This window comes from Gammaproteobacteria bacterium (genome assembly GCA_016199745.1).
GTDB lineage: Bacteria > Pseudomonadota > Gammaproteobacteria > Acidiferrobacterales > Sulfurifustaceae > JACQFZ01.
This window is the reverse complement of record JACQFZ010000022.1, coordinates 76,918-100,453: the sequence shown is the minus strand read 5'-3', so window position 1 is coordinate 100,453 and position 23,536 is coordinate 76,918. Positions and strand designations below refer to the sequence as shown.

Annotated in this window: 23 protein-coding genes; 14 read left to right on the top strand and 9 right to left on the bottom strand. The window is 59.0% G+C overall.

Features of this window, described 5'->3' with window-relative positions; translation table 11 throughout:
* Positions 1-143: 143 nt before the first annotated feature.
* A complete protein-coding gene (locus tag HY308_05420) occupies positions 144-1,040 on the bottom strand; it encodes a glutamate/aspartate ABC transporter substrate-binding protein (GenBank protein MBI3897723.1) in 897 nt (298 codons plus the stop codon).
* 259 nt (positions 1,041-1,299) lie between these two features.
* Here HY308_05420 and HY308_05415 point away from each other — a divergent pair, with 259 nt between their 5' ends.
* The gene (locus HY308_05415; protein MBI3897722.1) at positions 1,300-2,562 is read left to right on the top strand and encodes a D-amino acid dehydrogenase; all 1,263 of its coding nucleotides are present in this window, start codon (positions 1,300-1,302) and stop codon (positions 2,560-2,562) included.
* Here HY308_05415 and HY308_05410 read toward each other — a convergent pair.
* On the bottom strand, positions 2,544-2,699 hold the full coding sequence (locus HY308_05410) for a hypothetical protein (protein MBI3897721.1): 156 nt from the start codon (positions 2,697-2,699) through the stop codon (positions 2,544-2,546). The two genes, HY308_05415 and HY308_05410, sit on opposite strands and share 19 nt — an antisense overlap.
* Before the next feature lie 392 nt (positions 2,700-3,091).
* Here HY308_05410 and HY308_05405 point away from each other — a divergent pair, with 392 nt between their 5' ends.
* The 9 genes from HY308_05405 (at position 3,092) to HY308_05365 (ending at position 14,368) form a co-directional block, all read left to right on the top strand.
* Positions 3,092-3,586 (top strand): urate hydroxylase PuuD, encoded by a 495-nt coding sequence (locus tag HY308_05405; protein MBI3897720.1) that lies wholly within the window; start codon positions 3,092-3,094, stop codon positions 3,584-3,586.
* Between the two features lie 190 nt (positions 3,587-3,776).
* On the top strand, positions 3,777-4,952 hold the full coding sequence (locus tag HY308_05400) for an aspartate aminotransferase family protein (GenBank protein ID MBI3897719.1): 1,176 nt from the start codon (positions 3,777-3,779) through the stop codon (positions 4,950-4,952).
* Positions 4,949-5,854, top strand: a complete 906-nt coding sequence (gene argF, locus HY308_05395; GenBank protein MBI3897718.1) for an ornithine carbamoyltransferase — start codon at positions 4,949-4,951, stop codon at positions 5,852-5,854. The genes HY308_05400 and argF overlap by 4 nt, the downstream gene beginning before the upstream one ends.
* A gap of 219 nt (positions 5,855-6,073) precedes the next feature.
* A complete protein-coding gene (locus HY308_05390; protein MBI3897717.1) occupies positions 6,074-8,362 on the top strand; it encodes an EAL domain-containing protein in 2,289 nt (762 codons plus the stop codon).
* A 51-nt stretch (positions 8,363-8,413) separates the two neighbouring features.
* Positions 8,414-10,090, top strand: coding sequence for an energy-dependent translational throttle protein EttA (gene ettA, locus HY308_05385; protein ID MBI3897716.1), 1,677 nt, complete (start codon positions 8,414-8,416; stop codon positions 10,088-10,090).
* 293 nt (positions 10,091-10,383) lie between these two features.
* Positions 10,384-10,653, top strand: coding sequence for a hypothetical protein (locus HY308_05380; GenBank protein ID MBI3897715.1), 270 nt, complete (start codon positions 10,384-10,386; stop codon positions 10,651-10,653).
* 45 nt (positions 10,654-10,698) lie between these two features.
* Complete coding sequence (locus HY308_05375; GenBank protein MBI3897714.1) at positions 10,699-11,583, top strand: DUF692 domain-containing protein; 885 nt, start codon at positions 10,699-10,701, stop codon at positions 11,581-11,583.
* 111 nt (positions 11,584-11,694) lie between these two features.
* Positions 11,695-12,480 (top strand): putative DNA-binding domain-containing protein, encoded by a 786-nt coding sequence (locus tag HY308_05370; protein ID MBI3897713.1) that lies wholly within the window; start codon positions 11,695-11,697, stop codon positions 12,478-12,480.
* 157 nt (positions 12,481-12,637) lie between these two features.
* Positions 12,638-14,368, top strand: a complete 1,731-nt coding sequence (locus HY308_05365) for an ABC transporter ATP-binding protein/permease (GenBank protein MBI3897712.1) — start codon at positions 12,638-12,640, stop codon at positions 14,366-14,368.
* Between the two features lie 11 nt (positions 14,369-14,379).
* Here the strand turns inward: HY308_05365 and HY308_05360 are convergent, their stop codons facing one another.
* Positions 14,380-15,336, bottom strand: a complete 957-nt coding sequence (locus HY308_05360) for a helix-turn-helix domain-containing protein (protein ID MBI3897711.1) — start codon at positions 15,334-15,336, stop codon at positions 14,380-14,382.
* Positions 15,337-15,463: 127 nt separating this feature from the next.
* Between HY308_05360 and HY308_05355 the strand changes: the two genes are divergently transcribed.
* Positions 15,464-15,964, top strand: coding sequence for a GNAT family N-acetyltransferase (locus HY308_05355; GenBank protein MBI3897710.1), 501 nt, complete (start codon positions 15,464-15,466; stop codon positions 15,962-15,964).
* A 27-nt stretch (positions 15,965-15,991) separates the two neighbouring features.
* Complete coding sequence (locus HY308_05350) at positions 15,992-16,615, top strand: cysteine hydrolase (protein ID MBI3897709.1); 624 nt, start codon at positions 15,992-15,994, stop codon at positions 16,613-16,615.
* Between the two features lie 19 nt (positions 16,616-16,634).
* Here HY308_05350 and HY308_05345 read toward each other — a convergent pair whose 3' ends face one another.
* From HY308_05345 to HY308_05335, 3 genes are all read right to left on the bottom strand, one after another.
* Positions 16,635-17,600 carry a diguanylate cyclase gene (locus HY308_05345; GenBank protein MBI3897708.1) on the bottom strand — a complete coding sequence of 322 codons (966 nt, stop codon included), beginning with the start codon at positions 17,598-17,600 and terminating at the stop codon, positions 16,635-16,637.
* Positions 17,601-17,623: 23 nt separating this feature from the next.
* On the bottom strand, positions 17,624-18,043 hold the full coding sequence (locus tag HY308_05340) for a hypothetical protein (protein ID MBI3897707.1): 420 nt from the start codon (positions 18,041-18,043) through the stop codon (positions 17,624-17,626).
* Between the two features lie 259 nt (positions 18,044-18,302).
* Positions 18,303-19,211 carry a hypothetical protein gene (locus HY308_05335; protein ID MBI3897706.1) on the bottom strand — a complete coding sequence of 303 codons (909 nt, stop codon included), beginning with the start codon at positions 19,209-19,211 and terminating at the stop codon, positions 18,303-18,305.
* A gap of 151 nt (positions 19,212-19,362) precedes the next feature.
* On the opposite strand from HY308_05335, the gene HY308_05330 reads away from it, so the two are divergent.
* Positions 19,363-20,436, top strand: coding sequence for an AAA family ATPase (locus tag HY308_05330; protein ID MBI3897705.1), 1,074 nt, complete (start codon positions 19,363-19,365; stop codon positions 20,434-20,436).
* A gap of 15 nt (positions 20,437-20,451) precedes the next feature.
* Positions 20,452-21,684, top strand: coding sequence for a hypothetical protein (locus tag HY308_05325; protein MBI3897704.1), 1,233 nt, complete (start codon positions 20,452-20,454; stop codon positions 21,682-21,684).
* A gap of 251 nt (positions 21,685-21,935) precedes the next feature.
* Here the strand turns inward: HY308_05325 and HY308_05320 are convergent, their stop codons facing one another.
* From HY308_05320 to HY308_05310, 3 genes are all read right to left on the bottom strand, one after another.
* Positions 21,936-22,553 carry a lytic transglycosylase domain-containing protein gene (locus tag HY308_05320; protein MBI3897703.1) on the bottom strand — a complete coding sequence of 206 codons (618 nt, stop codon included), beginning with the start codon at positions 22,551-22,553 and terminating at the stop codon, positions 21,936-21,938.
* A gap of 180 nt (positions 22,554-22,733) precedes the next feature.
* Complete coding sequence (locus HY308_05315; protein MBI3897702.1) at positions 22,734-22,946, bottom strand: carbon storage regulator; 213 nt, start codon at positions 22,944-22,946, stop codon at positions 22,734-22,736.
* A 2-nt stretch (positions 22,947-22,948) separates the two neighbouring features.
* Complete coding sequence (locus HY308_05310) at positions 22,949-23,239, bottom strand: helix-turn-helix transcriptional regulator (protein ID MBI3897701.1); 291 nt, start codon at positions 23,237-23,239, stop codon at positions 22,949-22,951.
* Between the last annotated feature and the right edge of the window lie 297 nt (positions 23,240-23,536).

Genomic DNA, 23,536 nt, shown 5'->3' with positions numbered 1-23,536 from the left:
CTCCCTCCCCCTGGGGGGTAGGGTCGGGGTGGGGGTGGGTTTAGCGTCACTGCGAAAACCCATCCCCATCCTGCCCTTCCCCTTGAAGGGGAAGGAACCTGCTAATCAGCTTTAGTGCTGGTATTACGTTGGCGACATAAAAACTACTCGAACGCCTTATCGTTCGGATTTTTATAAAGCGCCTTCACGTCGTCGCTCATCGGATAGTTGAGGTTCAAACCCTTCGGCGGCACCGCCGACAGGAACCACTTCTTGTAAATCTTCTCGGCCTCGCCGGAGGTCTGCACCTTAGCAATGGTCTTATCGACCACTTGTTTGAATGGCGCATCATCCTTGCGCATCATGCAGCCGTAAGCCTCACGCGATTGCGGTGTACCGACCACCGCCCAATCGCCGGGATTGCGCGCCTTCGCAATCTCGCCGTACAAAATTGCGTCGTCCATCATGAATGCCACCGCGCGGCCGCTCTCCAGCGTCAGAAACGATTCGCCGTGGTCTTTGGCGCTGATGATGTTCATGCCCATTTTCTTTTCGTCGTTCAACTTGCGAATCAGACGCTCGGACGTCGTGCCGGCAGTGGTGACGACGTTCTTGCCGGCGAGATTGGCAAAATCGGTGACGCCGGAATCCTTCTTCGTCAGCAGCCGCGTGCCGATGACGAAGATGGAATTGGAGAACGCCACCTGTTGTTGGCGCTCGGTGTTATTCGTGGTCGAGCCGCATTCGAGATCGACCGTGCCGTTTTGCACGAGCGAGATGCGATTCTGCGACGTGACGGGCACCAGCTTGACTTGCAGATTCGGCAGGTTCAGTTGCTTCTTGATCTCATCGACCGCCTTGAGCTGGATCTCCTGCGAGTAGCCGATCACTTGCTGCTTATCGTCGTAGTAGGAAAACGGAATCGACGATTCGCGGTGACCGAGCGAAATGGTGTTGGTCTCTTTGATCTTCTTCAGCGTGCCGGTGAGGTCTGCGGCCGCTACCGGTCCGGTAGTGACGATACAGGCGAGGAATATTCCGAGGGCGTGCCTTGCGTACATACGGTGTCTCCTTTCAGTGGGTCTTATGTGATTTGATTTAAAGCAGTGGCCAGCTGCTGCTGGCAACACGCTAAAGTAACACGTTACAAACACTTACCGTCTCGCTGACGCTATCCCTATACCGACCTATGCTTGCGTCGTGCAACTCGATCGCTATTATCAGTGACCCGGCCGAAGAATTTAGAACGGACCATAATCATAAGTCAGCAATACCCATACTTCTCACCGGAAACATGCGCGACAAAAAACGGAAACCCTCATGAAAGTGCTTGTCCTCGGCAGTGGCACCATCGGCGTGTCGACCGCGTACTACCTGACGAAGGCCGGCCACGAAGTCACGGTACTCGAACGGCAAAACGGGGCGGCGCTGGAAACCAGTTTCGCCAACGCCGGTGAAGTATCGCCCGGTTACTCGGCGCCGTGGGCCGGGCCGGCGTTGCCGCTGAAAGCCATCACCTGGTTGTTCATGAAACACCGGCCGCTCGTTATTTGGCCGAAGCTCGATCCGGCGATGTGGCGCTGGATCGCCAGCCTGCTACGCAACTGCACAACCGCCCGCTACGAGCTCAACAAGAGCCGCATGCTGCGACTCGCCGGATACAGCCGTGATTGTTTACGCGAGTTGCGCGCACAGACCGGCATTCAGTACGACCAGCGCACGCAGGGAACGCTGCAGCTATTCCGCACGCAGAGGCAATTCGACAGCGTGCAGACCGACATGAGCATTCTCGATCGTTTCGGCGTGGCGTATGAAAAACTCGATCGCGATTCCTGCATTCGCGTCGAGCCGGCATTATCGTTAGTCAAAGAAAAATTCGTCGGCGGCCTGCGGCTACCGGGCGACGAGACCGGCGATTGTTTTAAGTTCACGCACAACTTGGCGGCATTGGCGGAAGAACTCGGCGCAACGTTTCGCTTCAACACACGCATTCGATATATCCGCAGCGATGGTGCGCGCATTACCGGCGTCGTTACCGATGTCGGCGAATTCGTCGCCGATGCTTATGTGGTTGCGCTCGGCAGCTACTCGCCGCTGTTGCTGCAGTCGCTCGGCTTGCGGCTACCGGTCTTTCCTATTAAGGGGTATTCGATCACCGTGCCCATCGCCGATGCCAGCGGTGCACCGGAATCCACGGTGATGGATGAGACATATAAGGTAGCGGTCACGCGCCTGGGCGATCGCATCCGCGTCGGCGGCACGGCGGAGCTCGCCGGCTACAGTCTCAAGTTGCGCGACGCACGGCGGCAAACGCTGAACTACGTGGTTAACGATCTGTTCCCGCGCGGCGGCGATCTGTCGCGGTCCACTTTTTGGACCGGGCTGCGGCCGATGACACCGGACGGTACGCCGCTCGTGGGCAAGACACGCTACGCCAACCTATTTCTCAATACCGGCCACGGCACATTGGGCTGGACCATGAGCGCGGGCTCGGGACGTGTGTTGGCCGATGTGATATCGGGGCGGCCGGCGGACATCGACCTCAGTGGGCTGACGTTAGAACGCTACCGCGCCTCGGCATAAATAATATTTCCACCTTCGGTCGCTTGTATCGACGGCGGCCACGGATGCATCCGGCAGAGGTGCTTTTGGTAGTACTGCCGCTCTGCGTCGCGATAGACCGTCGGATCGTATGCCTGACCGGCGGCGTGTTGTGCCATCGACTGCTGTAGCGTCAGCGGCAGTTCCTTAATATATGCCTGACTATCCTGCTATCTATCGATTTTAACCGACTCTCGTGCATCCGACGCGGTGGGTTCGTTACCGCAGGCTTCACATCACATGACGGACGATCTCGTCGATACCGGCAAAGTCGCCTTGAAATAGAGGCAGTTTGTGCCGTACCCTAACGCCGCCTTGAAAGACTCAAGCACCGTATAACAACCTTCATACCACGCACTTGAGGAAATCTATCAATGAAGACACCGTTGGATTCACTCTGTGGCACCATTATTTCGGGATTGGTCCTCACCGTCGTTCTGTACGTGATCGTCGTCAATTTCTTGCAGCACTAATCGCTGACGCTCACCAATAACCGCTTAATGGGGGAAACATGGAATTAATTCTCGATCGTTGGTTGCACATTTGGGCCGGCATTACCTGGATCGGCTTGCTGTACTACTTCAATGCCGTGCAAATACCCGGCGTCGCCGCCGCTAAGGCCGACGGTACCGCTGCTGGCATCACCAAGCATATCGCCCCGCGCGCGCTGTTCTGGTTTCGTTACGCGGCGTTAGTCACCTGGCTAACCGGCGCCTTCTATTTAATGAGAGATCCCGATCGCCTAGGCTTCGTGAACGCGTTCTTGCTCAAAGGTTCGGCCGCCCCGATCGGCATCGGCGCCTGGCTCGGCACGATCATGCTGTTCAACGTCTGGTGCCTGATCTGGCCAAATCAGAAAAAGGTGCTCGGTATCACGCCGGCCGACGACGCCACTAAGGCCAAGTCCGCCCGTATCGCCTTCTTGGCCTCGCGCACGAACACCATGCTGTCGATGCCGATGTTGTTCTTCATGGTCGCCAGCGGCCACGGCTTGCCTGTCTTTTAAGCAGCTGACACACTGTTGTCTGACCGAGCCCGGCACTCCGCCGGGCTTTGTCTTTGGTGCCCGCGGCGCTTGCGTTGCTAAGCTAAAGGGCTAAAATCGTTTCCATTCAACGGATGGCGCCTCGCGCCGGAACGGTCAGGTTCAACGACCTGTCGTGATTGTTCCAGCGGGGGTGCCTTTATTATTTTGTATGACACACTTAATGCAAACATATGGGCGGCTACCGGTCGCCTTTGTCCGTGGTGAAGGGGCCTGGCTCTGGGATACTCAGGGCCGCAAGTACCTCGATGCGCTCGCCGGTGTCGCCGTGTGCAGCCTCGGGCACGCGCATCCGGGCGTGACCGAAGCGATCCGCGAGCAAGCGGGCCAGCTGCTGCACACCTCCAACTGGTACGGCATCCCACTGCAAGAACAGCTGGGTGACAAGCTTTGCCAACTCGCCGGCATGGAGTCAGCGTTCTTCGGCAACTCCGGTGCCGAAGCGAACGAAGCCGCCATCAAGCTCGCGCGCCTCTACGGCAACAAACGCGAGCGCCGCAATCCGACGATCATCGTCATGGAAGGCAGTTTCCACGGCCGCACACTCGCTACCCTTTCCGCCAGCGGCAACCGCCGCATTCAAGCCGGCTTCGAGCCGCTGGTGTCGGGCTTCAATCGCGTGCCCTACAACGATCTCGCCGCCGTTCGCCAAGTCGCCGAACATAATCCGGACGTGGTCGCGGTGCTGGTCGAACCGGTACTCGGCGAAGGCGGCATCGTCATACCCGAGCGCGGTTATTTAGAAGGATTGCGCGCACTGTGCGATCAACACGGCTGGTTGTTGATGCTCGACGAAATCCAGACCGGTCTGTGCCGTACCGGCCGCTGGTTCGCCTATCAACACGAACGTATACAACCCGATGTCATTACCGTCGCCAAAGCGCTCGGTAACGGCGTGCCGATCGGCGCCTGCCTCGCGCGCGGTGAAGCGGCGCGGCTGTTCCAGCCCGGCAACCACGGCTCTACCTACGGCGGCAATCCATTCGCCTGTCGCGCGGCGCTGGCGGTGTTGCAAGCGCTTCAGTCGGGCAAGCTGCAGGAACGTGCCGCCCTGCTCGGTCAGCGCATGCTCAACGGTTTGAAGCAACAGCTCGACGGCGTGAAGGGAATCAAACAGATTCGCGGTCTCGGCCTGATGATCGGCATCGAGCTCGATCGTCCGTGCAAAGAAATTTTGACACGCGCGTTGGAGCGCGGTGTATTGATCAACGTCACCGCCGACAAAGTCGTGCGGTTACTGCCGCCGCTCACTATCAGCGACGCCGAAGCCGATCAAATCGTTACGGTGGTTGCCGACAGCGTGCGCACCTTCGCGGGGTCGGCGTGACTACGCGGCACGTGCTGACGCTCGCGGATTTTTCCACCGCCGAGCTCAAGCGGCTGATCGCCCGCGCCATCGAGCTCAAACGTCTGCAGCAACGCGGCGAACGCCATGCATCGCTCGTTGGCAAAACCATGGCAATGATCTTCGATAAGCCATCGACCCGCACCCGCGTGTCGTTCGAAGCCGGCTTCGCCCAGCTCGGTGGCACCAGCCTGTTCCTTGCGCCGCGCGACCTGCAGCTCGATCGCGGCGAACCGATCGAAGACACCGCGCGCGTGCTATCGCGCATGGTTGACGTCGTCGTCATCCGCGCCGGCCATCACGCCATGGTCGAGCGTTTCGCCGCGCACTCGCGGGTGCCGGTTATCAACGCGCTCACCGACTTACATCATCCCTGCCAGCTGCTGGCCGATATGCAAACTTGGATCGAACAGCGCGGCGATATCAGCGGCCGCACTGCCGCTTGGGTCGGCGACGGCAACAATGTTTGTCATTCGTGGATGCAAGCGGCCAAGCATTTCGGTTTTAGCTTGCGCATCGCCACACCGGCCGGCTACGCGCCGAACGCCGATATCGTCAAAGCTTGCGGCAAGAGCGTTGTGCTATCGAACGATGCCGCGACGACCGTACGCGGCGCCGACCTAGTCGTTACCGACACTTGGGCGAGCATGGGCCAAGAGGCGGAAAAAACTAAACGCCAACAAGACTTCGGCGGCTTCGAAGTGACCGCCGGCTTGATGCAACAGGCCAAAGCCGATGCACTGTTCATGCATTGCCTACCGGCCTACCGCGGTTACGAAGTCACTGCCGATGTCATTGACGGCGCGCAAAGCGTCGTCTGGGACGAGGCGGAAAATCGCCTACACGCGCAGAAGGCATTGCTCGAGTTTCTGCTCACCCCTTAATCCCCCTGTTACGCCCAGCCGGGAACACGTCGTCGCTACGTGCCACCCGTGACAATATCGGGCACTTCGCCCGCTGGCAGGAAGATAGATGAAAAGGCTAATTTCGGGCCGAATTAGTCACTTACCCCTCGTCACTCGCGCATGCCAGAAGATTAAATTTGGTAGGTCCTAGCCTTTGGCCTAAAATGGCTACCGCTCAACTTCCCTAGTCGATTCGCCGTGGAAAAAAAGATCCTGCGCCTGTTGATCGTGGATGACTCGCCAGACGATGCCGAAATCGTTACAACGGCATTGAGCAAGGGCAATTACATGCTCAAGTCGCTGCGGGTACACGACCTCACCGGCCTGCAGGCAGCCATCGAGAAAGGCGAATGGGACGCGGTAGTCGCCGAGTATCAGTTACCGCATTTCGGCGCCGCACTGGTACTCGAATGGTTGCGTCGCGCCCAGCTCGATATTCCGCTACTGGTCCTGACGCGCGCAATCCGCGACGCCGATCTGCTCAAGATCATGCGCGCCGGTGCCCGCGACGTCGTCCTCAAAAGCCAACCGGCACGTTTGTTACCTGCGATCGAACGCGAGCTCGCCGTCGCCCACGAACGAGCGCTATACCGGCAAGCCACTAAATCGCTTAAGGAAATGGAAGACAAGCACCGCGCCGTCATTGAAAGCGCGCGCGAAGCGATCTGTTATAGCCAGGATGGCATGCACATCAACGCCAACAAACCGTACCTCGACATGTTCGAGTACGAAGATCAGAGCGAGCTCGAAGGCGTGCCGCTGATGAACCTGATCGACAAAGCCGACCAAACGCGCTTCAAAGAGTACGTGCGCAAAACCGGCAACAAGGCCGGCGCCGCGCAAGAGTTTCTGGCCGTGCGCAAGGGTGGCGCGTGCTTCCACGTCGAGGTTACCTTGTCGCCGATCATGATCAGCGGCGAGGCCTGCACCCAGGTGTTGGTGACCGACGTCTCCAAGCGTCGCGCGGTCGAGACCAAGTTGCGTTATCTCAACGAACACGACCCGCTGACCGGCCTCTACAATCGCCACTACTTCCTGCAAGAGCTAACGCGCACGATCGAACGCGCCAAAAGCGACGGCGGTACCAGCGGCGGCATTGTCTATGTCGACTTTCATGACCTGCGGCGAGTTAGCAAAACCCATGGTCACACCGCCGCCGACCGCTTCTTATTGGCGGCGGCGCGCATTTTGCGCGAGATCTTCGGCGAGCGGGCGGTGCTGACGCGCTGCGGCGATCATGAGTTCGCCGCGCTGTTGGCGAGCACGCAAACCGCACTATTGCGCGATCTGGCGCACCGCGCCGAGCAAGCGCTCAATGCCACGTCGTTCGACGACGACGGCACGCAGACCAAGTGCAACTGTCGGTTGGCTAGCGCACTAATCGATCGAACCGCCGACAACGGTCAAAAAATCCTGGCCAATCTTTATCACACGCTCGAGCTACAGAGCGGTACTTCGACCGCGGCAGCGCCGACACCGGCCGCAACCGCAGCACCGACAACTGCAGCGCCATCGCCGACGAAAGCCGCAACCGTGCCGAGCAAACCGACAACTAAGCCGGCGGTGACGGCGGCGCCAAAACCGGCAACGGCGCCAGCAGCCGCCACATCGACGCCGGCGGCTCCTTCGGCACCGCCGATTCTCACCACGCCGTCGGCGTCGGCAACCGCGGTACCGACCGAAGGACTCGAACGCCTGCAGTGGGCGATTCAGCAAGAAGCGTTCGAGCTGAACTATCAGCCGATTATCAACCTGCACGGCGACCCCGCCGAATATTTCGAAGTGCTGGTGCGCATGATCGATCCCAACGAACAACGCATCCCGCCCGGCCAGTTCATGCCGCTGGCCGAACAAACCGGCTTGGCAAACACTATCGACCGCTGGGTCCTGCGTCATGCGATCCGCGCGCTCGCCGACTTGCATCGACAAGATCGGCGCGCGACCTTCTTTATCAACTTATCGGCGAACGCGCTCAACGACGTGGAAATGGTGGTAATGCTGCAGCGCTGGTTGAACGAAAATGTTGTGCGCGGTCAACATCTGATTCTCGAGCTCGAAGAAGCAGCGATGCTGGCGCACGCCGGACCGGCGGCGGCGTTCATGCGCGCCGCCAAGCGCGTCGGCTGCGGCTTCTGCCTCGATAATTTCGGGCGCAACTTGGCGACGCTCAACCAGTGGCAAGAGCTGCCGATCGATTATTTCAAGATCGACAGCGGCCTCGTCAGCAACGTCCACAGCGACAACGCGATTCACGCCGCGCTCAAGCGCGCGGTCGAGGCCGTCAAGAAATTGGACCGCAAAACCGTCGCCAAGGGCGTGGAGTCGGCCGGTGCGCTCTCGGTGTTATGGACGCTCGGCGTCGATTATGCGCAGGGACACTATTTCCAACAGGCGGAATCCGCACCGGACTACGAGTTCGAAAACGAGACGACGCTGTCCTCCGAAGATAGTCCGCACTGGGCGACCACGAAAACCAAGAGCCGCTGATTCTTTTTCCGTTTCACCTCTTCTAACGTTTCATACGGGTCTTTAAACCATATGTCCGGTCAATATATTTACACGATGCACCGCGTTTCGAAGGTGGTCCCGCCGAAACGCGAAATTCTCAAAGACATTTCCTTGTCGTTCTTCCCCGGCGCCAAGATCGGCGTGCTCGGCTTGAACGGTTCCGGTAAATCGACACTGCTGCGGATTATGGCCGGCGTCGATCAGGACATCGACGGCGACGCGCGGCCGATGCCGAATATCCACATCGGTTACCTACCGCAGGAACCACAACTCGATCCGACTAAAACCGTGCGCGGCAACGTCGAAGAAGCGGTCGCTGAAACCAAAGCGCTGCTCGACAAGTTCAACGACATCAGCACCAAGTTCGGTGAGCCGATGTCGGATGACGAGATGAACAAGCTGCTCGAGGACCAAGCGAAACTGCAGGAAAAAATCGACGCCGCCGGTGCTTGGGAACTCGACCGCAAGCTCGACATTGCCGCCGATGCGCTGCGGCTGCCGCCGTGGGACGCTGACGTCACTAAACTATCCGGCGGCGAACGCCGCCGCGTCGCGCTGTGCCGGCTGTTGTTGTCGCAACCCGATATGCTGCTGCTCGACGAGCCGACCAACCATTTGGACGCCGAGTCGGTCGCCTGGCTCGAACGCTTCCTGCAGGATTATCCAGGTACCGTCGTCGCCGTCACCCACGATCGCTACTTCCTCGACAACGTCGCCGGCTGGATTCTCGAGCTCGACCGCGGCCACGGCATTCCGTGGAAAGGCAACTATTCCTCCTGGCTCGAACAAAAAGAAAAACGCCTAGAGATGGAAGAAAAGCAGGAAACGGCGCGCATGCGCACCATGAAGGTCGAGCTCGAATGGGTGCGCACCAATCCCAAAGGCCGGCACGCCAAGAGTAAGGCGCGTATCGCCCGCTACGAAGAAATGGCGTCGCAGGAATACCAGAAGCGTAACGAGACGAAAGAGCTGTTCATCCCACCGGGCGGACGCTTGGGCGATCTCGTGGTCGAGGCCAAAGGTTTGAGCAAAGGTTTCGGCGACCACGCGCTGATCGACAATCTCAATTTCAGTCTGCCGCGCGGCGGCATCGTCGGCATCATCGGCCCGAACGGCGCTGGTAAGACGACGCTGTTCCGCATGATCGCCGGCCAAGAGAAGCCGGATACCGGTGAGCTGCGTATCGGCCCGACCGTGCAGCTGGCTTACGTCGATCAATCGCGCGATTCGTTAGAAGGATCGAAGACCGTCTGGGAAGAAATCTCCGGCGGCCACGACAATATTTTGCTCGGCAAGCTCGAGGTGCCGTCGCGCGCCTATTGCGGCCGCTTCAACTTCCGCGGCACTGACCAACAGAAGTTCGTCAAAGATCTGTCCGGCGGCGAACGTAACCGCGTGCATCTGGCCAAGCTATTGAAGAGCGGCGGCAATCTGCTGCTGCTCGACGAACCGACCAACGATCTCGATGTCGATACACTGCGCGCGCTCGAAGACGCGTTACTCGAGTTCGCTGGCTGTGCCGTCGTGATCTCGCATGATCGCTGGTTCCTCGACCGCATCGCTACGCACATCCTCGCGTTCGAAGGCGACAGCCAAGTGGTCTGGTTCGAAGGCAATTACGCCGACTACGAGGCCGACCGCAAACGGCGCTTGGGTACCGACGCCGATCAGCCACATCGTATTAAGTACAAAAGGCTGGTCCACTAAAAAAGGTAAATCGCCAGGACGCATCCGCGTCCTGGCGATCAACACAACCCTTCACGAATTATTCACACCCACTGATTATTTTCGCCGATCAACGGCGACGCACAGCGGCGACTACGGATCGTGTTCATCGCGCGCATGCGTTACCATGCCGCGCCGAGATTGAACCCATACTGCCGAGGACTGGTACTCGCCTCGGACTTGGGCGCTAATCCGCCGCGGCGGTCGGGTCGACTGCATCCGACAGCCGCGCTAATGCGTATATATCAACCCAAACACTGTAGTGGAGATAACAAATGTTGAACGCTAAGAAAATTGCTGGTTTCGCTCTCGCCACCGCCGCTGCCGGCCTGTTCGCCACCTCGGCGATGGCTGACACCACCACCACCGCCGACGCCGGCAAAGTCGCTTGCACGGGCATCAACGCCTGCAAAGGCAAGAGCGAGTGCAAAACCGCGTCCAACTCCTGCAAGGGCCAGAACTCTTGCAAGGGCAAGGGCATGATGCACACCAAGACCGACAAGGAATGCACCGACAAGGGTGGCAAGGCCGAGAAGCAGAGCTAAGCTGCACTCGCAGGGCGCTCTCTTCGAGAGCGCCCTGCTTTATCTATGGTGACCATAGCAACAAAACCCCCCTACCTCGGCTTCGGTCTCGGCCTGCGCATTCCGCATTACGAAACCATTCTCGAGACGCAACCAGCGGTCGACTGGTTCGAAATCCTGTCGGAGAACTACATGGTTCCCGGCGGCAAGCCGCTCCATTATCTAGACCGCATTCGCAGTCGTTACCCACTGGTCATGCACGGCGTATCGTTGTCGATCGGCTCGACCGATCCGCTCGATCGCAATTACTTGCGGGAACTCAAAGCACTGGCGCAACGGGTTGAGCCGGCGTGGATTTCCGATCATCTCTGCTGGACCGGTGTGCACGGTAAGAACATGCACGATTTGCTGCCACTGCCTTACACCGAAGAGGCGATCGCGCACGTGGCCGATCGTATCGCCCAAGTTCAGGACACACTCGGCCGCCGTATCTTGATCGAAAATGTATCGAGCTACGTCAGCTACCGCGATTCGGCCATGAGCGAATGGGAATTTCTGACGAACGTAGTCGAACGTGCCGACTGTTTGATGCTGCTCGATATTAATAATATTTACGTCAGTGCCTTCAATCACGGTTTCGATGCGCAGGCGTATCTCGACGGCGTACCGCGCGAGCGCGTGCAACAGTTTCATCTCGCCGGTCATCGCCATCTTGGAACTCATATCATCGACACGCACGACGAGCCGGTGGTGGACGACGTATGGTCGTTGTACGAAACGGCGGTGCGCCGCTTCGGTCCGATATCGACCATGATCGAGCGCGACGACAATGTCCCCGAACTGGCTGAGCTGCTGGCTGAGCTCGATCAGGCGCGCCAACTGGCCGCCGGAATTATGGCGCGCAGCAACGCACCCACTTCCCCCTCTCCCTCCGGGAGAGGGATGGGGTGAGGGATGCGAATGATCGCCGCGATATCTCAAACCTCCCTCACCCCCATCCCCTCTGCCGAAGGGAGAGGGGATCGAGCCGTTGCGCGCTCGACGCACGCGATCTTGTAAGACATGCCGGCGCTGCACGATCTACAAAAGGATTTTCAAGAATACTTACTCGGCGCATCGAGCTCGGTCGTCAGCAAGATCAGTGACGCCGACGATATGACCGCCGCCGAGCGCTTACAAGTTTACGGCGAGGCTTATCGGTTACGGCTGCTCGAAGCATTGGCAACCGATTTCGTTGCGCTGCAGGCATACCTCGGCGCCGACGATTTTGCGGCGCTCGGCGAGGCATACATACAAGCGTATCCGTCGGCGCATTACTCGCTGCGCTACTTCGGCCAGTACATGGCGCGCTTTCTCGCCGCCACCGCGCCCTTCACAGCGACGCCGCTGCTGGCGGAGCTGGCAGCGTTCGATTGGGCGCTGACGTCGGCATTCGATGCCAGCGACGATCCGCTGCTGACGATCGACGACGTCGGCACGGTCGCGCCGGCCGACTGGCCCAACCTCTCGTTCCGCGCGCACGCGTCGGTCATTCGCCTGGATCTCCATTGGAACGCGCCGGCCATCTGGAAAGCGGCGGAAACAAAGCAAGAAGCATTGCCGACGCCGGAACAGACCGAGGTGCCGGTCGCTTGGCTAATCTGGCGCCACGATCTCAACAGCTACTTCCGCTCGCTCGCGGTCGATGAGACGTACGCGCTCGATGCATTACTGCGCGGCGACTGCTTCGCCGCCATCTGCGAAGGCTTGTGCGAATGGATCGATCCGGCCAACGTCGCCGCTCATGCCGCCGGTTTCCTCAAACAGTGGCTCGCTGACGGTATGCTGCGGGAACTGACCGTTGCCTAAGTCCGCGGACGCGCGATTCGCGCGCGCCTTGCCGCTCGGCTAGAATTCGAGCTGATACTCAACGGACATCGGTACCCCTGTGCGCTTCAGCCACCACGGCAAACCCCCAAGTAATCGCGACGACTGGTTCACTATCCGCAGCCTGCTGCCGTACCTGATGGAGTTCCGCGGGCGCGTGTTGTTGGCGCTGATATTCCTGGCGGCGGCCAAAGTCGCGAATGTGACGGTGCCGTTAGTACTGAAGCAGATCGTCGATACCTTCCAGCAGCCGCAGGCGTTGCTGACGATTCCGGTATTTCTGTTCGCCGCCTACGGCTTGCTGCGCTTAGGCAACGGCGTATTCGGCGAGCTACGCGACATTGTCTTCGTCAAAGTGACGCAACGCTCGATCCGGCGCGTAGCGCTGAAGGTGTTCGAACATCTCCATCAATTGAGCCTGCGGTTTCACCTCGAACGCCAAACCGGCGGCGTGTCGCGCGACATCGAACGCGGCGCCGCCGGCATCCGCTTCCTGCTCAACTTCATGCTGTTCAATATTTTACCGACGATCCTCGAGATCGCCTTCGTCGCCGGCATTCTGTTCTTCAAGTACGACCCGTGGTTCGGCATCGTCACGCTCGCCACGCTCGTGGTGTACGTGATTTTCACGCTTTGGGTGACCGAGTGGCGCATGGTGTTCCGTCGTACCATGAACGACATGGACTCGAAGGCCAACACCCGCGCTATCGACAGCCTCATCAACTACGAGACCGTAAAGTACTTCAACAACGAAGCCTACGAGACCAAACGTTACGACGAGACGCTGACGTTGTGGGAAACGGCGGCGGTGCGGAACCAAACATCGCTGTCATACCTCAACATGGGTCAAGGCGCGATTATCGCCGTCGGCGTCACCATCCTCATGGCGCTCGCTGGCATCGGTGTGGTCCGCGGCACAATGACGCTCGGCGACATGGTGTTGGTCAATGCCTTTTTGATCCAGCTGTATACGCCGCTCAACTTCCTGGGCTTCGTCTATCGCGAGATCCGCCATTCGCTCGCCGACATGGAGCGCATGTTCGGCCTGCTCGGACGCGACCCAGAAGTGTGCGACCCGTCGGATCAACGGGCGCTGACGATTCGCGAGGCCGAAGTGCGCTTCGAGCACGTCGACTTCGCCTACGAGCCCGATCGACAGATTTTATTCGACGTCAATTTCGAAATCCCGGCGGGCCAGAAGGTCGCGGTCGTCGGTTCCAGCGGCGGCGGGAAGTCCACCCTCGCCCGGTTGCTGTTCCGGTTTTACGACGTTACCAACGGCCGCATTCTGATCGACGGTCAAGACATTCGTAGCGTCACCCAGAAGAGCCTGCGGGCGCACATCGGCATCGTTCCGCAGGACACGGTGCTGTTCAACGACAGCATCTACTACAACATTGCCTACGGCCGCCCGGATGCCAGCCGTGATGAAATTATCCAAGCGGCCACGCACGCCCATATCCATCACTTCATCGAGTCGTTGCCACAAGGCTACGACTCGATGGTCGGCGAGCGTGGCCTGAAACTATCCGGCGGTGAAAAGCAGCGCGTTGCCATCGCCCGCACGATTCTGAAACGGCCACGCATTCTCGTGTTCGACGAAGCAACGTCGGCGCTCGATTCGCATTCGGAAAAAGTTATTCAAGAAGCGTTACGCGAAATCGCCGCCAAACATACGACGCTGGTCATCGCCCATCGACTGTCGACCATCATGGACGCGCACCAGATTCTGGTCATGGAAGGCGGACGCATCGCTGAGCGAGGTACCCACAACGAACTGCTCGCCACTAACGGCGTGTACGCGCATCTGTGGGCGCTGCAATTGAAGGAAGAAGAGGAACAACCGAACCGCGCGATCGCCGCCTCGTAGCGGCGATCGCTTCAGCTCCCGCGAAATTCGCGACGATACGCCGACGGCGAGATCTTGAATGCCGTCGCAAAGCGTTGCCGAAGCGATACCGACGATCCAAATCCGGCAAGCTGGGCGATGCGCTCGACCGGTTTGTCGGTGGTCTCGAGTAAGCGTTGCGCCATCGACAACCGCTGATTTAGCAGCCACTTACCAACCGTCGTGCCGGTCACCTGGCGAAAGCGCCGGGTGAACGTGCGCCGGCTCATCAACGCCCGCTTCGCTAGACCATCCAGGCGGTGCGGCCGTTCTAAATGCTTTGCCATCCCCGTCAGTACCTCCGAAAACCGATCGATGGTTTCCGTCTTCGGCAGCGGCTGCTCGATATATTGCGCTTGTCCACCCTGCCGATGCGGCGGCACTACTAAGCGCCGGGCCACACGGCTCGCCGCCTCGGCGCCGTATTGCCGGCGCAGCAAGTGTAAGCAACAGTCGATACCGGCGGCGGTCCCGGCCGACGTGAGCACGTCGCCGTCGTCGACATACAGCACGTCCGGCTTCACCTGCACCTGCGGGTAGCGCTTGGCAAACGCCGGCGCCCACAACCAATGCGTCGTCGCCGGCCGGCGATCGAGAATGCCGGCGGCGGCCAACACGAACGCGCCGAGGCACAAACCGACCAGCCGCGCGCCGCGCGCGTGCGCCTTGCGCAACGCCGTCAATAAATCCGCGGGTGGGAGCTCATCCGGGTTACGCCAACTCGGCACGATGATAGTTTTGGCCTTTGCCAAATCGCGCAAACCGTACGACACATTAATCGAAAATCCGCCGCTGGTTTGCAATGCGCCTCTTTCCGCGGCGCATACCAATAATTCGAACTTCGGTACACCGGCATCACACCGATCCTCGGCGAAAACGGCGATCGGCACGGCCAAATGAAACGGGCAGATATTGTTGAAGGCGATAACGGCAATCGTATTGGCGCGCATTGACCGAGCTCGGCACGTTAGCGAATGACCCGATTCTATCGGTGAATGTCATTCGGGTCACTGGTCGAAGCAGCGGCGACGATCATAATGTCGGCGTGGATTCAGTGGGGAGATAACCATGAAAGATATTCTGATTCGTAACGCCGAGCCGACGGATTATTCATTTCTGATTTCCGTGGTTAATGACTGGTGGGGCGGCCGTCACATGGCCGACATGTTGCCGAAATTATTCCTGGTTCATTTTCGCCCAACCAGTTTTGTCGCCGAGCACGAGCGTGAGATCGTCGGCTTCGTCGTCGGCTTTGTTTCGCAAACTTTCAAGAATGAGGCGTACATACATTTTGTGAGCACGCACCCGGAATTTCGAAAACGAGGTCTCGGACGCTTGCTGTACGAGCGATTCTTCGCCGCCGCGCAAACCTCCGGTCGCAACGTTATTCGTTGTGTTGCCGCACCGATCAACAAGGCGTCGATATCGTTTCATCTGCGCATGGGCTTTTCGATTGAACCGAGTGAAAAAACGATCGACGGAATTTCATTCGTAGGAGATTACGACGGTAACGGCGCGGATCGCGTGCTGTTCAGCAAAAGGCTGGATCTTGCCGAATCACCGAAACATCCTTGCTAGTCACAACTCAAGCTCAGGAGAATCGATATGCCGCGCCGCGCGCTCGTCGTTATCGACGTTCAGAACGAATATGTCACCGGCAATTTAGCCATCGAGTTCCCCGACGTTCGTCGTTCGTTGTCTAATATCAGTAAGGCGATGGACGCCGCCGACGCAGCGGCGATTCCGATCGTCGTCGTGCAACATACGTCACCGACCGGATCACCGGCGTTCGCCAGAGGAACGGCCGGCTGGGAGCTGCACGACATCGTCAACGCCCGACCGCGCACGCATTACATTGAGAAAAAACTTCCGAGTGCGTTCGTCGGCACCGATCTCGCCGAATGGATCGGCACGCATCGGATCGACACGCTCGTGGTCGTTGGTTACATGACTCAGCATTGCGACGACTCGACGGTAAAACATGCCGTGCACGCCGGGCTTGCCGTGGAGCTATTGGCCGACGCCACCGGTTCGCTGTCGTATGCCAATCGCGCCGGCACGGCCAGCGCCGAAGAAATTCACCGTGTGTTGACGGTGGTGATGCAGTCATCTTTTGCAGCGGTAATGCGCACGGAGGAATGGATTACCGCCATACGAACGGGCAAAGCGCCTGAGCGCGATAATATTCTTGAATCGAACCGACGTGCCCGGGCGGTTACGTCGATCTAAAAAGCGATCGTGGTAGTTATTAAGCGGTCGACTCGTTCGGTAGGTCGCGCACGACGATACGATTGCGGCCGTTCTGTTTGGCGATGTAGAGACGCTTATCGGCAACGAGGATAAGATCGTCTAGGCTCTCGCCGCCGTCGGCGCCATAGGACGAGACGCCGCCGCTGACGGTCAACGACATCGCCTGTCCGCCGACCAAGAACGGCGTCTTCTCGATCGTCTCGCGCAACCGCTCAGCGAACAGCGCCGCACCAAGGCGGTTGATATTCGGCAGCAGGATCGCAAACTCTTCGCCACCGATACGCGCCGGTGTGTCCTCGGTACGCGAATTCGCCACCAGCACGTTGGCCAAGCCGACTAACGCATCGTCACCGGCCATATGACCAAAGGTATCGTTGACCTTTTTGAAATGATCGATATCGATCACGACCAGCGACAAATCTTGACCATGGCGGCGCGCCAACGCGAAGTGGCGCGTGCCGGTTTCGGTGAAGGCACGGCGGTTTTTAAGCAGCGTCAGCGGATCGGTGGTCGCTTGTTCTTGTAACCGCTGCTGGCTTGCCTCCAATTGGCGAATAGTACGAGCGAGCTTGTGGTGCACACCGACACGGGCCTGTAGCTCGATGGCATCGACCGGCTTAACGATGAAATCGTTGGCGCCGTTGGCGAATGCCTTATCACGCTCGGACTTGTCATCGGCGGTGGTCATAACGATCACCGGCAAGCTATGCAGCCAACGGTGCTCGGAGCTACGAATTTTGCGTAACAGCTCGTGGCCGCTCATGTTCGGCATTTGGATGTCGGTGACAACCAGGTCGATTTGGGGATCGCTCGCCAAGATATCCCACGCTTCTTGGCCGTCGCGCGCGTGCCGGACCTGGTAACGTCCGTTGAGATAACGATGCAACAACGTCGCCGAGGTTTCGGAATCTTCCACCAGCAGCAATTGCGGCAACTCATCCGGCGCCGGTGTACGGTTTGACATGGAAGGACAGCTCGTTCGGGCGTTTAGTTTAAGAGAAATATAGCCGAGGCGGTGCGCGGCGTCTGCACGAGCGAATTCCAGCCGTTTATAAGCCGATTCCACCGCAGCAAATTACACCGTTTCCAACCGCGCCGTCGGAATTTCGGCGTGGTGAGCGGCAAGCGCATGCGTAGTTCGCTCAGCGGGTGCCGATGCCGAACCAGCGCCGCCGGCAGCGCCGACCAATCGCCGCGTATCTCGGTCGCCACCAATCCGCCGGCAGCACCGTGATCGACGTAATCGCGCGAGGCGATGTAGTAATGCGCCGTAATCGGATAAAGCGGTGTTTGGAACGTATGGCCGCCGGCAGCGGGCTCCGGGCCGCTGCCGGCGGCCTGCCACAGAGCAATGCCGAAACCGTCGCGCAACCGGCCGGTAAACTCGATACTCAGCGGCCCTGCCATTCAGCGCGCCCGCCGCTGCTGGCCAGCGGTTAACGCGATCGGCGGCCGTTCCAACAAGTAACCGAGACAATCCTCGCGAATCGCCCGCACGTTGACGGTAAACATCGCCGGCATTAGCGGCACCGCCGTCCGAATCTCGCCATCGCTGATGCGCAGGAATTTGATCGATCAAGCTCGGTCCTGCCGGCAACACCCGATGTTCGATCCGCAAATGCGGGCAACCGTCGTCGCCGAAGCCGATCAATGGCCGGTTCCAGCGTCAGATGGTGTCATTGTGCAACCGCACATGTGCGAACGTGTCCGGTCGGTCGTCCTTCAAGATCGGCAGCAACACGACGTGCCGCGCTACATTTTCATGGAAGCACTCGATCAGCGACTCTTGCACATAACCGTCGCCCAATGTCACGCGCGGTGCGCTACCGGCCGGTGTCAGATCTACCGACTGTTCGAACAGCGGGATCCGCGTCTCGTCCCACAGATCGCGGCCGAACAGGAACGGCGAGTTTGCCGCTACCGCCACCATTGGTGCCGACAAAATCACCGCAAGGTTATAGAGGCGCGCCGCACGTTCCGGCGCGACTTGCAGATGGATCTGAAACGAGGTTGCCGCGGCCTCCAGCATCACGTCACGATGGATAGTACGCAGCTGCTCGCGACCGCTGATATGGAGCGCGATCGGCTCGCCGCGGCGCAAGCGAAAAACCTGCTCGTTGAGCGCGCGATAACGTTCCTGGGCCGACATGCGCTCGAGCGTGAGGTGATCGTCGGTTAGCGTCGGCAGAATACCGACCGCTAGTAATTCAGTGTCGAACTCACGGGCGACGGCGTTACATTGTTGCCAGAGTCGATCGATGTCCTGTTGCATCGCGCGCAACGCGCCACCACACAGACGTTGCGGCGGCCCGTTGATCTCGATATCGAACCGCGCCAGCTCAGTAACGACAGCGGGACTACAAAGTCGGTCGAGCAAGGCGGCGTTGACGGCACATGGCTGCCCGGCAGCATCCACTAGACAAGCTTCGACCTCGTAACCGCCGGTCGGCTCGACCGGCGGAAATACGGCACTCTGCAGGCACTCTTCCAACAACGCCGTCTCGTGCAACAAACGACAGCGGTATTCCGCAAAATCCTCGGACCGAAAACGGTGCGTCCCTATCTCCTCGCCCATAAACGTTTCCCTCCGTCAGTCTTGCTTACACCTGACAAATGGACGGTCTTCCGAGGCCATCTTATACTTCAAGCAATATTAACCCCATCAGCAAACTACCTCCCCCTCTCCTCCGGAAGAGGGACGGGGTGAGGGAATCAAGCACGACCCTATGCGCCCCGCTCATATCTTGGCCATCCTCGACCGTGAATACCAAAGCGCCCGTCACGGGCACCACACGCCGGTAATGCTGTGGGGACCGCCGGGTGTCGGCAAATCGCAAATGGTGGCGCTGGTGGCAGCGCGGCACGGCATACCGGTCATCGATCTGCGCTTATCGCAGATGGAACCAACCGATCTGCGCGGCATTCCGTTTCGTATTAACGAGGTCGTCGAGTGGGCGATTCCGGCGATGTTGCCGGATGCGGTACGGCATGGGCCGTTCGGGATTTTGTTTCTCGACGAAATCACCTCGGCCGCACCGACCGTATCGGCCGCGGCTTATCAATTGATCCTCGACCGCGCCCTCGGTAACTACGAGGTCCCGCCCGGTTGGGCGATCTTCGCCGCCGGCAATCGCCAAGGCGATCGCGGCGTCACTTACAGCATGCCGGCGCCGCTCGCCAACCGCTTCTCGCACTTCGAAGTCGAAACCCATCTCGACGACTGGGTCGCCTGGGCGCACGAGCACAAACTCGATCAACGCTTGATCGGCTTCCTGCGCTTCCGCCCGGAGTTATTGTTCCAATTCGATCCGGCGCACAACCCAGTCGCCTTTCCGAGCCCACGCTCGTGGGAATTCGCCCATCGAGCGCTCGCTAAGTTCGGCGATCAACCGCAGCTCCTGCTCGGCGCACTGCAAGCATGCGTCGGCCCAGCCGCCGGCGTCGAGCTCAAGGCGTTCATCGACAACATCGAGCGCCTGCCGGACGTCGAGGCCATCGTCAACGGCCAAGCGGCGCCAGTGCCGAAAGAGATGGATCTGCAATACGCCGTCGCCTCGGCGCTGGTCGCCCGCGCCATGCGCGCCCGCGGCACACCGGACGAGACCAAGGTCTACGGCCATATCCTCAGCTACGCCAATACCTTCCCGACACGCGAGATGGGCGTGATGCTGGTGTCCGACCTGCAACGCGCGGTCGGCGAGCAATTGTTCAAGCTGCCGCAGTTCGGACAATGGGCGAAGAACATCGCCGATGTGATGCTCTACGACCTTTGGCGAAAACCGGCCGGCCGCACCAATTAATAATTACCGGCGCCGATGGACCCGCAAGACGATATCGAACGCAAGCTGACCGCCGCCCGCGCGCAGCTCGTCACCGAAAAACCCTTCCTCGGCGCATTGGTCTTGCGCCTGCCGCTGGTGAAGGCGGATCCCGATTGGTGCCAAACAACCGCGACCGACGCGCGCTCGCTCTATTACAACCGCGCTTATATCGAGGCGCTTAATCTCGAGCAAACCAAATTCATGTTGGCGCACGAGGCGCTGCACTGCGCGCTGTCGCATTTTCATCGACGACAACACCGCGCGAAGCAACGTTGGGATGTCGCCTGCGACTACGCGATCAATTCGTTGCTAGTCGCCGACGGTCTGCAACCGCCGTCGGGCGCGTTACTGCAGACGGTGTTTCAAGGTATGCCCGCCGAACAAATTTATCCGTATATCAAAGAAAACCCCGACGAGCATACCCTCGACAAACATCTCTACGACGACGCCAACGACGGATCGAGCAAGGGCGCGCATAGCAGTAGTGGTACCGACGAGGCACCGCCGCCGAGTGACGCCTCGACTGGCGGTGACCGAACCCCGGATAACAACGAGCCGCAACGCGGTGCACCGAAACCGCCGCCGCTGGGCGGCGCCGAGCGCGAGCAACTGGCGGCGCAGTGGCAACTTAGCCTGGCCGGTACCGCACAAGCGGCGCTACGGGCCGGCAAGCTGAGCGAATCGATGGCGCGGCTCATCGGCGATTTACTGCAACCGCAACTTCCCTGGCGCATGCTGCTCGCGCGCTACATGACTAACGTCGCCCGCACTGACTACAGCTTCGCCCGCCCGAACCGTCGCGAAGGCAAGGCGCTGTTACCGGGATTGCGCTCCGGCTGCGTCGACATTGTCGTAATCGTCGACACTAGCGGCTCGATCGAGTCGGACGAGTTGCGCGAGTTTCTCACCGAAATCAATGCCATCAAAGGCAACATCAACGCCCGCATCACACTGCACGCGTGCGACGCAATGCTGGCAACCCACGGACCGTGGATCTTCGAACCCTGGGAAGAGGCGCGCCTACCGTCAGAGCTACATGGCGGAGGCGGTACGCGCTTTACACCGGCGATTGCATGGGCCGAGCAGCTGGATCGATCGCCCGATTTGTTGCTCTACTTTACCGATGCCGACGGCGAGTTTCCGGAACGCGAGCCGACGTTCCCGGTGTTGTGGTTAGTAAAAGGCAAAAAGCCGGTGCCGTGGGGACAGCGCGTCCAGCTTAATTAATCGAGCGATTTCTGATTAGAGACGGTAACAAAATGAACGTTGGCACGTTAACTCCCTCCCCTGAGGGGGAGGGGACGGCTACGTTAAAGCTATTTCATTTTGTTACCGTCTCTTAGAAGAAACTTTCCGGCGCCACGGAACAAATGCTTCGCATCGGTTTGATCGATGACATCACCTAGAAAATACAGCTCAGGATTACGTCGGGTGAATAACAAGCTGACTGGCGAAACTTCGCGGAATACCAGAGCGCTTTAGGAAGACCGGCTGTACTGCTTCTGATAGTGCATGACTTTGCGCACGTATTCCTGTGTCTCCGGATACGGCGGCACGCCGCGATGGCGAATCACGGCTTGCTCACCGGCGTTGTAAGCGGCGAGCGCGAGCTTGTGCTTGTTGTTAAACATACCCAGCAGATAGCGCAAATGTTTAACACCGGCGGCGATGTTCTGCATCGGGTCGTAGATGTCGTTGATGCCGTAGCGCTGTGCGGTTTGCGGTAACAGCTGCATCAAACCGAGTGCGCCTTTATTCGAGCGGGCATACGGATTGAACGCCGATTCGACATGCATCACCGCTTTTACCAAGGCAAAGTCCACCTTGTTTTCCGATGCTAGCCGATGAATCATGCGATCGTACGCCGATGGGTCAGCGCGGAAGAACTGCGGGTTCTGATGCGCCACCAATTGACCCATGCCCTTCGCGACGTCGCCGCTGCGAACCAACTTATACAGCGGATTAGCCATGGCATGATCGGTCACCACGCGCGACCCGTCCGGCAGCTCGTAAACGTAAATCCCCGCTTGCGCTACCGGTGTCGCCACCAGATAGCCCATGATGATCGCCCATCCCAACCGTTGACTGATCGACATAGCGGTAAACCTCGCATTCGCTTTCCCTGACACAAAGCACAGGCTGTGCCAAATAAGCAGAAATTAGAGGTTTTTCGCCTAAGTATCGGTTTTTGTTGGGCCGACAATCGGACGAGCCACCATTGAATGATCAGACCTGCGGGACAAACGGCACGGTACCGTTCATCCCGCGCCTGCGTTTTATATTTCCGGGAACACGTGCAACTCTTCGCGCAGAATAGCCAACCCAGGATGGGCGCTGATACCCAGACGAACGTAGGTATCTTCGATACACGCCACCACCACACGAATCGGCCCGCGCGCGAAGATCTCGCCGATTGGCGTTTTTGGATCGATCGTAGGATCGAGCGCGATGCACAAACTCTGCTTAACCTTGCGACTCACAATTAACATCGTCAACGCTCCTTCCGTTTATCGCTTGATCGCAATGCGCTGAGCAGCTCCTCACCGAACGTTGCCGCGTCGGGCATCGCCAGCAGTTGATGCAATCCCAACCCAAAAGCATCCGCGAGTTTTTCCAAGTTATCCAAGCTGATGTTACAAGCCGACCGCTCGACAAGACTGATGTATGTCCGATGCAATCCGCTTGCCGTGCCAAGCTGTTCCTGTGACCAGCCACGCATCAACCGTAAGATCCGTAAATTCTGCGCGAGCAGAGCCCTTGCCCTCTTTCCCATGGCGTTCATTATGTTGTTGCTTATGTCGCCGTCTACAGCGGTTGATTCTCGCTGTGACGTGTTTATGTATCGATTCGCAGAAGATAATTTCCAATCCGCGTCGCCCTTTATGCATTGGCGCAACCCCACACCCATAAACTCTCCCACTGAACTACGTGCAACAAATAGCACGATATCGTGCTATAGTAAAGAAATGCAAATAGTGCGTTTGCGTAAGTCAGGGGACATTCACTGAATAAGGCGCGGCCAACCCATGAGGGAAATATTGGCGATGCAATGCATCGTTCGCTCGACGTTAACAACTTT

Bases quoted from the DNA above. Each gene is read 5' to 3' on its own strand.
- HY308_05420 (MBI3897723.1), bottom strand. From the start codon at position 1,040: ATGTACGCAAGGCACGCCCTCGGAATATTCCTCGCCTGTATCGTCACT.
- HY308_05415 (MBI3897722.1), top strand. From the start codon at position 1,300: ATGAAAGTGCTTGTCCTCGGCAGTGGCACCATCGGCGTGTCGACCGCG.
- HY308_05410 (MBI3897721.1), bottom strand. From the start codon at position 2,699: ATGGCACAACACGCCGCCGGTCAGGCATACGATCCGACGGTCTATCGC.
- HY308_05405 (MBI3897720.1), top strand. From the start codon at position 3,092: ATGGAATTAATTCTCGATCGTTGGTTGCACATTTGGGCCGGCATTACC.
- HY308_05400 (MBI3897719.1), top strand. From the start codon at position 3,777: ATGACACACTTAATGCAAACATATGGGCGGCTACCGGTCGCCTTTGTC.
- ettA (MBI3897716.1), top strand. From the start codon at position 8,414: ATGTCCGGTCAATATATTTACACGATGCACCGCGTTTCGAAGGTGGTC.
- HY308_05380 (MBI3897715.1), top strand. From the start codon at position 10,384: ATGTTGAACGCTAAGAAAATTGCTGGTTTCGCTCTCGCCACCGCCGCT.
- HY308_05375 (MBI3897714.1), top strand. From the start codon at position 10,699: ATGGTGACCATAGCAACAAAACCCCCCTACCTCGGCTTCGGTCTCGGC.
- HY308_05370 (MBI3897713.1), top strand. From the start codon at position 11,695: ATGCCGGCGCTGCACGATCTACAAAAGGATTTTCAAGAATACTTACTC.
- HY308_05365 (MBI3897712.1), top strand. From the start codon at position 12,638: ATGGAGTTCCGCGGGCGCGTGTTGTTGGCGCTGATATTCCTGGCGGCG.
- HY308_05360 (MBI3897711.1), bottom strand. From the start codon at position 15,336: ATGCGCGCCAATACGATTGCCGTTATCGCCTTCAACAATATCTGCCCG.
- HY308_05350 (MBI3897709.1), top strand. From the start codon at position 15,992: ATGCCGCGCCGCGCGCTCGTCGTTATCGACGTTCAGAACGAATATGTC.
- HY308_05345 (MBI3897708.1), bottom strand. From the start codon at position 17,600: ATGTCAAACCGTACACCGGCGCCGGATGAGTTGCCGCAATTGCTGCTG.
- HY308_05340 (MBI3897707.1), bottom strand. From the start codon at position 18,043: ATGGCAGGGCCGCTGAGTATCGAGTTTACCGGCCGGTTGCGCGACGGT.
- HY308_05335 (MBI3897706.1), bottom strand. From the start codon at position 19,211: ATGGGCGAGGAGATAGGGACGCACCGTTTTCGGTCCGAGGATTTTGCG.
- HY308_05330 (MBI3897705.1), top strand. From the start codon at position 19,363: ATGCGCCCCGCTCATATCTTGGCCATCCTCGACCGTGAATACCAAAGC.
- HY308_05325 (MBI3897704.1), top strand. From the start codon at position 20,452: ATGGACCCGCAAGACGATATCGAACGCAAGCTGACCGCCGCCCGCGCG.
- HY308_05320 (MBI3897703.1), bottom strand. From the start codon at position 22,553: ATGTCGATCAGTCAACGGTTGGGATGGGCGATCATCATGGGCTATCTG.
- HY308_05315 (MBI3897702.1), bottom strand. From the start codon at position 22,946: ATGTTAATTGTGAGTCGCAAGGTTAAGCAGAGTTTGTGCATCGCGCTC.
- HY308_05310 (MBI3897701.1), bottom strand. From the start codon at position 23,239: ATGAACGCCATGGGAAAGAGGGCAAGGGCTCTGCTCGCGCAGAATTTA.